Source organism: Microbacterium sp. USTB-Y (assembly GCF_023703415.1).
GTDB lineage: Bacteria > Actinomycetota > Actinomycetes > Actinomycetales > Microbacteriaceae > Microbacterium.
The window spans coordinates 52,385-64,187 of the sequence record NZ_JAGMTU010000001.1; the positions used below are offsets into that span (position 1 = coordinate 52,385).

The 11,803-nt window shown below is 70.0% G+C and carries 11 protein-coding genes; 9 read left to right on the plus strand and 2 right to left on the minus strand.

The features are described from left to right. Positions 1-194 precede the first annotated feature (194 nt). Positions 195-1,310 carry a mannose-1-phosphate guanylyltransferase gene (locus J8G10_RS00240; protein ID WP_251438468.1) on the minus strand — a complete coding sequence of 372 codons (1,116 nt, stop codon included), beginning with the start codon at positions 1,308-1,310 and terminating at the stop codon, positions 195-197. A 233-nt stretch (positions 1,311-1,543) separates the two neighbouring features. Between J8G10_RS00240 and sdhC the strand changes: the two genes are divergently transcribed. The 7 genes from sdhC to trpS all read left to right on the plus strand — a co-directional run bounded on the left by sdhC (position 1,544) and on the right by trpS (position 8,525). Beyond that, positions 1,544-1,978 (plus strand): succinate dehydrogenase, cytochrome b556 subunit, encoded by a 435-nt coding sequence (gene sdhC / locus J8G10_RS00245; protein ID WP_251438469.1) that lies wholly within the window; start codon positions 1,544-1,546, stop codon positions 1,976-1,978. Next, the gene (locus tag J8G10_RS00250) at positions 1,978-2,433 is read left to right on the plus strand and encodes a succinate dehydrogenase hydrophobic membrane anchor subunit (protein WP_251438470.1); all 456 of its coding nucleotides are present in this window, start codon (positions 1,978-1,980) and stop codon (positions 2,431-2,433) included. Before sdhC ends, J8G10_RS00250 begins: the two co-directional genes overlap by 1 nt. A gap of 156 nt (positions 2,434-2,589) precedes the next feature. Further along, a complete protein-coding gene (gene sdhA / locus J8G10_RS00255) occupies positions 2,590-4,416 on the plus strand; it encodes a succinate dehydrogenase flavoprotein subunit (RefSeq protein WP_251438471.1) in 1,827 nt (608 codons plus the stop codon). Beyond that, complete coding sequence (locus J8G10_RS00260; protein ID WP_251438472.1) at positions 4,416-5,189, plus strand: succinate dehydrogenase iron-sulfur subunit; 774 nt, start codon at positions 4,416-4,418, stop codon at positions 5,187-5,189. Before sdhA ends, J8G10_RS00260 begins: the two co-directional genes overlap by 1 nt. Before the next feature lie 152 nt (positions 5,190-5,341). Continuing rightward, positions 5,342-6,559, plus strand: coding sequence for a YihY/virulence factor BrkB family protein (locus tag J8G10_RS00265; protein ID WP_251438473.1), 1,218 nt, complete (start codon positions 5,342-5,344; stop codon positions 6,557-6,559). 9 nt (positions 6,560-6,568) lie between these two features. Beyond that, complete coding sequence (locus tag J8G10_RS00270) at positions 6,569-7,462, plus strand: exodeoxyribonuclease III (RefSeq protein WP_251438474.1); 894 nt, start codon at positions 6,569-6,571, stop codon at positions 7,460-7,462. 58 nt (positions 7,463-7,520) lie between these two features. Beyond that, positions 7,521-8,525, plus strand: a complete 1,005-nt coding sequence (gene trpS / locus J8G10_RS00275; RefSeq protein ID WP_292881609.1) for a tryptophan--tRNA ligase — start codon at positions 7,521-7,523, stop codon at positions 8,523-8,525. Positions 8,526-8,927: 402 nt separating this feature from the next. Here the strand turns inward: trpS and J8G10_RS00280 are convergent, their stop codons facing one another. Further along, positions 8,928-9,710, minus strand: a complete 783-nt coding sequence (locus J8G10_RS00280; RefSeq protein WP_251438475.1) for a hypothetical protein — start codon at positions 9,708-9,710, stop codon at positions 8,928-8,930. A 426-nt stretch (positions 9,711-10,136) separates the two neighbouring features. Here J8G10_RS00280 and J8G10_RS00285 point away from each other — a divergent pair, with 426 nt between their 5' ends. Next, positions 10,137-10,706, plus strand: coding sequence for a GNAT family N-acetyltransferase (locus J8G10_RS00285; RefSeq protein ID WP_251438476.1), 570 nt, complete (start codon positions 10,137-10,139; stop codon positions 10,704-10,706). A gap of 128 nt (positions 10,707-10,834) precedes the next feature. After that, complete coding sequence (locus tag J8G10_RS00290) at positions 10,835-11,710, plus strand: Fpg/Nei family DNA glycosylase (RefSeq protein ID WP_251438477.1); 876 nt, start codon at positions 10,835-10,837, stop codon at positions 11,708-11,710. Positions 11,711-11,803 lie beyond the last annotated feature (93 nt).

Below are 11,803 nucleotides of genomic sequence, written 5' to 3' on the forward strand. Positions count from 1 at the left end.
CGAGCCCGCGGCCATCGCGGGTCACTTGAAAGTTACCGACTATGACGAAGATCGGGCATCCTCGTCCGTGTCGCTGGAGTCAATGGTTACAAACATGAGATCACATGCGCTCGTCCGTGCTCATATGAGCAGTGCCATCGGGCGTTCCCCGCTTTCGTGCACCTCCGTGCGCATCTGCGGGCGACGACGGGGCGTCAGAGGACGTCGTCGCGGCCGTTGAGCTTGAGCGACTCCACGACGCCCTTCACCCGCTGCGCGTGCTCGGTCGTCGTCACGAGGAGCGCGTCCGGGGTGTCGACGACCACGATGTCCTGCACGCCGACCAGGCTGATCACCCGCGAGGTCTGGCTGACCAGGATCCCGCTCGCGGCGTCCGAGAGCACGCGCGCAGACGGGCCCAGCACGGCGAGGTCGTTCTTGCGGCCGTTCAGGATGAGCTTCGTCAGCGACGCGAAGTCGCCCACGTCGTCCCAGTCGAAATGGCCCGGCACCACGGCGAGGCGCCCGCTCTCGGCCGCCGGCTCCGCGACGGCGTAGTCGATCGCGATCTTCGGGAGCGCGGGCCAGACCCGGTCCACGACCGGACCGCGGCGCTCCCGGTCGTCCCAGGCCTCGGCCAGCTCGAGCAGACCCGCGTGCAGCTCGGGCTGGTGGCGCTCGAGCTCGGCCAGGAGCACGTCGGCCCGGCTGATGAACATGCCCGCGTTCCAGAGGTAGCTGCGGTCGTCGTAGTAGGTCTTCGCGGTGGCGAGATCCGGCTTCTCCACGAAGCGCTCGACCAGGGAGGCCTCGCGCACCCCGTCCACCTCGAGCTCCTCGCCCTGCTTGATGTACCCGAACCCGACGGCCGGCTCGGTCGGCGTGATCCCGATCGTGACGATGTATCCCTGCCGGGCCACCTCGACGGCGTCGCGCACGGCGAACTCGAACTTGCGGGTGCTGCGGATGACGTGGTCGGCGCTGAAGGAGCCGATGATCACGTCCGGATCGCGCCGGTGCAGGATCGCCGCGGCGAGCCCGATCGCGGCCGCCGACTCGCGCGGCTCCGACTCCAGGAACACGTTCCCGTCGTGTATTCCGGGAAGCTGCCCCTCGACCGCGGCGCGATGCGCCCGCCCCGTGACCACGGCGATCCGGTCCGGCCCGGTCAGCGGCTCGATCCGGTCCCAGGTGTCGCGCAGCAGGGACTGCCCGGATCCGGTGAGATCGTGCAGGAACTTGGGCGCATCGGCGCGGGACAGCGGCCACAGTCGGCTCCCGATGCCTCCGGCGGGGATGACGGCGTAGAAGTCGGGGATCGGCTCGCGCATGCGTTCAGGCTATCGGTGCCGTCCCCGGCGCATCTCGAGCGGCGCCGGGCGGACGCCGCGGGCCGGGCCGTGGCGGACGCGTCCCGCCGATCGCGAATCCGCATGGTCTCGATCGCCGATGCGCATCGTGCTAAGGGTGCCCTTCGTCGCTCCCAGCGAGCTGACAGGAATAGGATGAGGGAGATCGGACGCCTGCGCGCCTCGATCCGCCGCTTAGATCAGGGAGGACGACTGTGTCCGCGAGCACGCGCTTGACACCTTCGACTGCGGAAACCACGTCCAAGACACCGCGCGGCACCCTCTACCGGGGTCGCGAAGGCATGTGGTCGTGGGTTCTGCATCGCATCACCGGTATCGCCATCTTCTTCTTCCTCCTGGTGCACGTGCTCGACACGTCGCTCATCCGGGTCTCGCCGGAGGCGTACAACGCCGTCCTCGGCACGTACAAGAACCCGATCATGGGCCTCGGCGAGACGGTCCTCGTCGCGGCGATCGTGTTCCACGCGATGAACGGACTGCGGATCATCCTCGTCGACGTGTGGTCGAAGGGCGCGCGCTACCAGCGGCAGATGTTCTGGTGCGTGATCGGGGTGTGGGCCGTGCTCATGCTCGGCTTCGCGCCGCGCCACCTGATCAACGTGTTCTCGAACGTGGGAGGCGGGCACTGATGGCCACCGACGTCTTCACCACGCAGCACCTCGCCGAGCCGCGCCGCAACAAGGGCGTGAACCTGGAGAAGTGGGGCTGGATCTACATGCGCGTGTCGGGCGTCGTGCTCGTCGTGCTGATCTTCGGCCACCTCTTCGTGAACCTCATGCTGGGCGAGGGCATCCACGCCCTCGACTTCGCCTTCGTCTCCGGCAAGTACGCCACCCCGTTCTGGCAGTGGTGGGACGTGCTGATGCTGTGGCTGGCCCTCATCCACGGCGCGAACGGCATGCGCACGGTCGTCAACGACTACGTCGGCCACGCCGGCGTCCGCAAGACGCTGCTCGTCGTGCTGGGACTCGCCACCGCGCTGCTGATCCTCCTCGGCACCCTCGTGGTGTTCACCTTCGACCCCTGCAACGGCGTGTTCGAGAGCGGCGCCATGTGGGACACCTGCAAGGCGCTGGGCAAGTAGCCGGCGGATCCGGACGATCAGTGGCAGAGACGACCACCCTCCGGCACCGGCGGTGAGATCGGGCTCCATCGGCCCCGGGATCACACCTCCGGGACGAGCGGCGATCGGCCTCCGGCGACAGCGGCGAGATCATAGAGAGAGTTAGGGCAGATTCCAGTGACTACTGAGACCCAGGATTCCGTCGTCAAGAACGGCGTGCACCACCACCAGTTCGACATCGTGATCGTCGGCGCCGGCGGCGCCGGCATGCGCGCGGCCATCGAGGCGGGTCCGGGCGCGAAGACCGCCGTGATCTCCAAGCTCTACCCGACGCGCTCCCACACCGGCGCGGCGCAGGGCGGCATGGCCGCGGCGCTCGCGAACGTCGAGGAGGACAGCTGGGAGTGGCACACCTTCGACACCGTCAAGGGCGGTGACTACCTCGTCGACCAGGACGCCGCGGAGATCCTGGCCAAGGAGGCCATCGACGCGGTCATCGACCTCGAGAACATGGGCCTGCCGTTCAACCGCACGCCCGAGGGCAAGATCGACCAGCGCCGTTTCGGCGGCCACACGGCCGAGCACGGCAAGACCCCGGTCCGCCGCGCCTGCTACGCCGCCGACCGCACCGGGCACATGATCCTGCAGACGCTGTTCCAGAACTGCGTGAAGCTCGGCATCAACTTCTTCAACGAGTTCTACGTGCTCGACCTCATCACCGTGAAGAACGACGAGGGCAAGACCGGGATCGCCGGCGTGGTGGCCTACGAGCTGGCCACCGGCGAGCTGCACGTGTTCCACGCCAAGGCCGTGATCTTCGCGACCGGCGGCTTCGGCAAGGTCTTCAAGACCACCTCGAACGCGCACACCCTCACGGGCGACGGCGTCGGCATCGTGTGGCGCAAGGGCCTGCCCCTGGAGGACCTCGAGTTCTTCCAGTTCCACCCGACCGGCCTCGCCGGCCTCGGCATCCTCCTCACCGAGGGCGCCCGCGGCGAGGGAGCGATCCTGCGCAACGCCTCGGGCGAGCGGTTCATGGAGCGCTACGCCCCCACCATCAAGGACCTCGCGCCCCGCGACATCGTCGCGCGATGCATGGTGCAGGAGGTCGCGGAGGGCCGCGGCGCCGGCCCGCACAAGGACTACGTGCTGCTGGACTGCACGCACCTCGGCGCCGAGGTGCTGGAGACCAAGCTGCCCGACATCACCGAGTTCGCGCGCACCTACCTGGGCGTCGACCCGGTCGTCGAGCCGGTCCCCGTGATGCCGACCGCGCACTACGCGATGGGCGGCATCCCCACCAACAACAGCGGCGAGGTGCTCGCCGACAACGACACGATCGTTCCCGGCCTGTACGCGGCGGGCGAGTGCGCGTGCGTCTCGGTGCACGGCGCCAACCGCCTCGGCACCAACTCGCTGCTGGACATCAACGTGTTCGGCAAGCGCTCGGGCCGCAACGCGGTCGAGTACGTCAAGACCGCCGAGTTCCTGCCCCTCCCCGAGGCGCCGGAGACCGCGGTCAAGGAGATGCTCGAGGGCCTGCGCAACAACACCGGCACCGAGCGCATCGCCGTCCTCCGCAAGAAGCTGCAGGAGGAGATGGACAAGGGCGCGCAGGTGTTCCGCACGCACGACTCCCTCCAGCACGTGCTCGGCGTCATCGAGGAGCTGCGCGAGCGCTACAAGAACGTGCACGTCGACGACAAGGGCAGCCGGTTCAACACCGACCTGCTCGAGGCCGTCGAGCTGGGCTTCCTGCTCGACATCGCCGAGGTCGTCGTCTACGCCGCGCAGAACCGCGAGGAGAGCCGCGGCGGCCACATGCGCGACGACTTCCCGAAGCGCGACGACGAGAAGTACATGAAGCACACGATGGCGTACCTCGTGGGCGACCCGCACTCGTCCGACGCCAGCGACCACATCAAGCTGGACTGGAAGCCCGTCGTGTTCACCAAGAACGAGCAGGGCGAGTTGAACTACCCGCCGATGGAGAGGAAGTACTGATGTCCGCTCAGGTCGTGGAGGAAGTCGTCGCCGAGTCCGTCGTCGAGGACACCGGCGTGCAGTCGTTCCTGGTCACGTTCAACATCCGCCGCTTCGACCCCGAGGTCGACAGCGAGCCGCACTGGGTCGACTACGACGTGGAGCTCTACTCCACGGACCGCGTGCTCGACGCCCTGCACAAGATCAAGTGGGAGGTCGACGGATCCCTCACCTTCCGGCGCTCCTGCGCGCACGGGATCTGCGGATCCGACGCGATGCGCATCAACGGTCGCAACCGCCTCGCCTGCAAGACGCTGATCAAGGACCTGGACATCTCCAAGCCGATCTACGTCGAGGCGATCAAGGGCCTGCCGCTGGAGAAGGACCTCGTCGTCGACATGGATCCGTTCTTCGCGGCCTACCGCGAGGTCAAGCCGTTCCTGCTCGCCAAGAGCGAGCCGGAGAAGGGCAAGGAGCGCGTGCAGTCGATCGCCGACCGCGCGGTCTTCGACGACACCACCAAGTGCATCCTGTGCGCCGCGTGCACCTCGTCCTGCCCCGTGTTCTGGACCGACGGCCAGTACTTCGGCCCCGCCGCGATCGTGAACGCGCACCGCTTCATCTTCGACTCGCGCGACGACGGCGCCGACGTGCGCCTGGACATCCTCAACGACAAGGAGGGCGTGTGGCGCTGCCGCACGACCTTCAACTGCACCGAGGCGTGCCCCCGCGGCATCGAGGTCACGAAGGCGATCGCCGAGGTCAAGCAGGCGATCCTGCGCGGTCGCCCCTGACCCGCTCCCCGTCGACGACGGCCGCCCCGCATCCGCGAGGCGGCCGTCGTCGTCCCGGCGCGGGGATCCGCTCGCGGCGCGGGATGCACGCGCCGGATCCCGTCCGTCCGGGACGGACATCGCCCGCCGAACGCAATCGCTAGGGTGAGAGCGTGGTGGATTCCGGGCCCGACCTGCGTGCGCGCCTCGAGGCGCCGATCGGGCGCGCCGCCGCGATCACCCGGCGCACGATGCGCGCCTTCCCCATCCGGGTGTGGCGGCATTTCCTGCAGAACAACGGCTTCCTGCTGGCCGCCAGTCTGAGCTATCAGTCGCTGTTCACCGTGTTCGCCGTCCTCTACACGGCCTTCGCGATCGTGGGGCTCTGGCTGGGCGCCAGCGACGCGGCCATCGCGCACATGATCGACCTGATCAACGGCGCGATCCCTCACCTCATCAGCGAGCACGGTCTCGCCACTCCCGAGGCCGTGGCCGACATCGCCACCAAGAACGCCAGCGTGCTGCTCGCGACAGGTGCGGTGGCCCTGCTCGTCGCACTGTGGACAGCGATCGGATTCGTCACCTTCGCCCGCCGGGCGGTGCGCGACATCTTCGGACTGCCGTTCGACCGGCGCAACTACGTGCTGCTCAAGGCGCGGGACCTGGTCGCGGCGCTGCTGTTCGGTCTGGCGCAGATCCTCGCCGCCGCGCTCGGCGCGATCGGCACCGGCGCGCTGCGACGCATCCTGCGGCTGGTCGGCGCCCAGGACGCGTCGATGTGGGTCAACGTGCTCAGTCAGGCCGGGTCGCTGCTCTTCTCCTTCGGCGTCAACGCCGCGGCGCTCGCCATGCTGGTGCGCTTCCTCACCGGCACGAGACTGCCCTGGCGCACGATCTGGCCCGGGGCGCTCCTGGGCGGCGCGGCTCTCGCGATCCTCCAGGTCGGCGCCGGGCTGCTCTTCCTCTACTCCCCCACGAACCCGCTGCTGGCCACGTTCTCCGTCATCATCGGCTTCCTGCTGTGGTTCCGCCTCGTCGCGATCGTGATCCTCGTCGCCGCCGCCTGGATCGCGGTGACCGCATCGGACCGGGATCAGGCGCTGGTGCCGGAGGACGAGTTCGCGCGTCGTCTCGGGGAGCTGGCGGAGGCTCAGGCCGACGCGGCGATCCGCGTGCGCGAGGCGACCGCGGTGCTGGGCGCCACGCCCTGGTACCGCCGGCGGCGCGCCGCCCGCGCGCTGCAGGACGCCGAGGACGACCTGGCGATCGCCGCCCGCCGTCGCGCCGAGGTCGAGGCCGAACGCGCCGCGAGCGCGGAGACCCCGATCGCGCGGCGGCTGCGCGCTCTGGCCGCGCCGGGCCCGGAAACCGATGTCGGAGACGCTCGTTAGGCTGGATCCATGCCTCACCTGCGTATCGCCACGGTCAACGTCAACGGGATCCGCGCCGCGGTCCGCAACGGGATGCACGGCTGGCTCGACGATGCCGGAGTCGACGTCCTCACCCTTCAAGAGGTGCGCGCGCAGGACGCCCACCTCGAGGAGGCGTTCCCCGGCTGGTCGATCCTGCACGATGAGGCGACCGCGAAGGGACGCGCGGGCGTCGCCGTGCTGAGCCGTGAGCCCGCGGTCGCGTCCCGCACCGCACTCGGCCCCGATGACTTCGACTCGAAGGGCCGCTGGCTCGAGGCCGACTTCTCCCTCGGTGGCACCCCGCTCACGGTCGTCAGCGCCTACGTGCACAGCGGCGAGGCCGACACGCCCAAGCAGGACGAGAAGTGGAAGTTCCTCGATGCGATGACCCTCCGGATGCGCGAGCTCGGCGCCGACGGCGCGATGGCGCTGGTCACCGGCGATCTCAACGTCGGCCATCGCCCGCTCGACATCCTGAACTGGAAGGGCAACGTCAAGAAGTCCGGCTTCCTGGCGCGGGAGCGCGCCTACTTCGATCGGTTCCTCGGCGCCGCGGGCGAACCCGTCGTCGGCCAGGAGGGCATCGGCCGGGGCATGGTCGGCCAGCTCAGCGACACGCGCCCCTATGCGGCGGAGGGCGACGGCACGGGCCTCGGGTGGGTCGACGTCGGACGCGCGGCGGCCGGGGAGGTCGCCGGCCCCTACACCTGGTGGACCATGCGCGGCCAGGCGTTCGACAACGACTCGGGCTGGCGGATCGACTACCACCTCGCCACGGCCCCGCTCGCCGAGCGGGCCACGAACTACCGCGTCGCCCGCGCCGCGACCTATGCCGAGCGCTGGAGCGACCACACCCCGGTGATCGTCGACTACACGCTCTGATCGGCTCCCGCCGGCCGCTCGCGTCGGGGGCGGTGCTCCGCCCCCGTAGGATTGACGCGTGACGAAACCCCGCCTCTACTCCGGAATGCAGCCCTCCGCCGACTCCCTCCAGGCCGGCAACTACATCGGAGCGCTGCTGCAGTGGCGGGACCTGCAGAACTCCTACGACGCGTTCTTCTCCGTGGTCGACCTGCACGCCATCACCGTTCCCCAGGATCCGGCCGAGCTGCGCGAGAAGACCCGTCGCACCGCGGCGCAGTACATCGCCGCGGGCATCGAGCCCTCCCAGTCGACGCTGTACGTGCAGTCGCACGTGCGCGCGCACGCCGAGCTCGCCTGGATCCTCAGCACGATCACGGGCTTCGGCGAGGCCGGCCGGATGACCCAGTTCAAGGACAAGTCCTCGCGCTTCGGCGCGGACGCGACGTCGGTCGGGCTGTTCACCTACCCGGTGCTGATGGCGGCCGACATCCTGCTCTACCAGACCGACGTCGTGCCGGTCGGCGACGACCAGAAGCAGCACGTCGAGCTGACCCGCGATCTCGCGGAGCGATTCAACTCGCGCTTCGGCGAGACGTTCGTCGTGCCGATCCCGGTGATCCAGAAGGACACCGCGCGGATCTACGACCTGCAGAACCCGACCTCCAAGATGTCGAAGTCGGCCGAGACGGATGCGGGCGTGCTGTGGCTGCTGGACGACCCGGCGAAGTCGGCGAAGAAGATCATGCGCGCCGTGACCGACAACGAGGGATCCGTCCGATACGACCGCGAGAACAAGCCCGGCGTCTCGAACCTGCTGACGATCTACGCCGCGCTCACGGGCCGCCAGATCCCGGCGATCGAGGACGAGTACGCGGGCCGCGGCTACGGCGACTTCAAGAAGGGGCTCGCCGAAGTCGTGGTGGACGAGTTCGGCCCGGTTCGCGAGCGCGCGAACGAGCTGCTCGCCGATCCCGCCGAGCTGGATCGGATCCTGGCGGCCAACGCCGCCCGTGCCGACGAGGTCGCCGACAAGACCCTCGCCGACGTGTACGACCGGGTCGGCCTGCTCCGCCGGGTCTGACACGCGGCGCCGCCGGTCTGAGTCGACGACGCGGGGCCGACGCGGCGCGGGTCGCGACTGCGGCGCGGGTCTGGGTCGACGACGCGGGCCCGACCCGGCGCGGGTCCGACGCGGCGGGGAACGATGCGGGTCGCGACCGCGGCGCGGGTCTGGGTCGACGACGCGGGCCCGACCCGGCGCGGGTCCGACGCGGCGCGAGTCGCGACGGCGGCGCGAGTCGCGACGGCGGCGCGAGTCGCGACGGCGGCGCGGGTCGCGACCCGAGAGCCATGGCGGGCCGACGTCGTGGTGCCCGATCCCGCGGGTTGCACCCCGCGCACCGACACAACGCAGGAGAATCCGCTCCCCTCGGGCGTCCCCGGCCCTTTCGGTGCCGTTTCTCCTGCGTTCTGTCTCTCCGCCTCAGCGGCGAAGGGCCAGAAGAGCCCGGACGGCATCTGTGAGCACACGCGGTGTGGTGAGGATCATGTTGGCGGTGGGACGAATGCTGACATACCCGCGCGCAGCGAGTGCGAGGTCGCGAAATCGGTCCTGCTCCTGCTGGGTCCACCCGGAGTGATGCGCGCGGCTGTCGCATTCGATCACGATCCAGCCATCGACGACCAGGTCCACCCGCCCGACTCCCGCGATCGTCTTCTGCACCTCGACGGACCGGCCGAACTGCCGCACCAGCAGGCGCGCCAGTGTCTCCGGGCCGGATTCCGCACGCCCGTCCACGAGGCGTCGAAGACGTCGGAAGCGGCGAGGGACGCGTGCGAAGATCTCGTCGAGGTCGTCCTGGTCGATGATCCCGAGGTGCAAGGCGCTGTCGATGGATGCGACGACGTGCCGCGGCTCCTGGCAGCCGAAGGACTGCACGATCGCGCTGACGGGATCGACCGTGTGCGCGTCGCCGCGCACGTCGCGCCAATGAACGACAGCGCTCGCACCGTCGCTGCCCAGCCTCTTCGCACGTGACACGGGCGAGCGGAGCCGGGCATGCCGCGGGTCCACCTGGACGTGCAGGCGGAATCTCTCGTGCACGTACACGCCCATCAGCTCGAGGGCGGAGACGCAATCGAGCCGCCCGCCGACCCGCTGTGCGCGGAACACCGATTCCGGCACGTCAGCCGAGAGGTACACGTCGCGACGCGCATGCCTCAGCCAGCCCTCGCGCACCGCGTCCCGGATCTGGACGCGCGTCATCCCCGCTCCCCTGAGCTCCTGGAAGGAGACGGAGCGATCCAGCGGAATCCCAAACGCGTCGACGACAGCCATACGGCGATCGTTCCCGCGGGCGCACCGCCTCGGAGGCGCCTCCGCGTGATCGGTGCACAGATGCTCCGTTGCATGTCCTGTGCAGGAAGTCGTGGTCAGGTTTCCCGCGCGAACACAACGCAGGAGAACAGGCCGCTGCCCGGGCTCATCGGGGATCTGGACCCTTCTTCTCCTGCGTTGTGTAGGGGGCGGGGCGGCAGAGCCACCCGTGGAGAGCCGGCGCGGTGGGCAGCCCCCCGGCGTCGCCCTGGGCTGAGACCGTCGCCCTGGGCTGAGACCGTCGCCTAGGCTGAGACCGTCGCCCTGGGCTGAGACCGTCGCCCTGGGCTGAGACCGTCGCCCTAGGCTGAGACGATGGAACCGGTTGAGCTGCGCACACCCCGTCTGATCCTGCGCGCCCCGACGTCCGCCGACGTCGACGCGATCACCGAGGCGTGCCAGGATCCGGAGATCCCCCGCTGGACGACCGTCCCGAGTCCCTACGCCCGCACGGACGCCGCGGACTTCGTCCGGCTCATCGGCGAGTGGTGGGCGGACGGATCCCAGACCGTGTGGGCGATGTACGCGGACGAGCTCCTCGTCGGCGCGATCGGGCTGCACCACATCACCGATCACCCGACGGGCGGCGACGCCGAACTCGGTTACTGGGTCGCCGCGCCGGCCCGGGGGAACGGCTACATCACGGAGGCCGCCCGCGCCGTGATCGAGTGGGGCTTCGCCGAGCTCGGGCTCGCGCGTCTCACCTGGCGGGCCGTGGTGGGCAACGTCCCGTCGGCGCGGAGCGCCCGCGGGCTCGGCTTCCGGTTCGAGGGCACGCAGCGCCGATTGCTCACCAGCCCGCGTGGGCAGGACGACGGATGGCTCGCGGGGCTCCTGCGCACGGACGACCGCGCCCCGGTCGCCTGGCCGATCGACCTCGGCTGATTCCCCTCCTCGACGCCGATCGCGGCCCGCGCGCGCCTCGGCGGCGGCGCGAGTCCGGCGGCCCGAGCCCGGCGGCCCGAGTCCGGCGGCCCTGTCCCGATGTCGGGCACGGGTGGCAGGATGAACCCATGCCGGAGATGCCTGAGGTGCAGGGGCTGGTCGACTTCCTCGGCGAGCGCGCGGTCGGCCTGACGATCACGCGCGCGTCGGTATCGGCCATCTCGGCGCTCAAGACCTATGACCCGCCGGTCACCGCGCTGCCCGGATCCACGATCCGCGGCGCGACGAGGCGCGGGAAGTTCCTGGATCTGACGCTGCGGAGCGAAGCCGAGCCGCGCCTGCACCTCGTGTTCCACCTCGCGAAGGCCGGATGGCTGCGCTGGTACGACGCGCTTCCCACGACGCTGATCCGGCCGGGCAAGTCGCCGATCGCCCTGCGGATCGCGTTCGACGACGGCAGCGGATTCGACCTCACCGAGGCCGGCACCAAGAAGTCGCTGGCGGTGTACGTCGTCCGCGATCCCGACGACGTGCCGGGAATCGCGCGGCTCGGACCCGATCCCCTCGACCCCGCGTTCACCCGGGGGGCGTTCGCGGCGCTGCTCACGGGCCGGCGCACGCAGATCAAGGGGCTGCTGCGCGACCAGGCCGTCATCGGCGGGATCGGCAACGCCTACTCGGACGAGATCCTGCACGCGGCCCGGATGTCGCCCTACGCACCCGCCGGCGGACTCGACGAGGACGACGTGACCCGGCTGTACGACGCGATGCAGACCACCTTGCGCGAAGCGGTGGCGGCCGCGAGCGGCAAGCCCCCCGCCGACCTGAAGGACGCGAAGCGGCGCGGCATGCAGGTGCACGCCCGCCGCGGCGAGCCCTGCCCGGTCTGCGGCGACACCGTGCGCAGCGTGTTCTTCGCCGACCGCTCCCTGGAGTACTGCCCGACGTGTCAGACCGGCGGCAAGGTGCTGGCCGACCGCCGGCTGTCCCGGCTGCTCAAGTGACCTCGGCCCGACATGAGCAGTCACAGACGCATCCATCGGAATGAAACCGGCATCCGCGCGTTGACTAAGCTGAGAGCAACACAACGTGCTCCG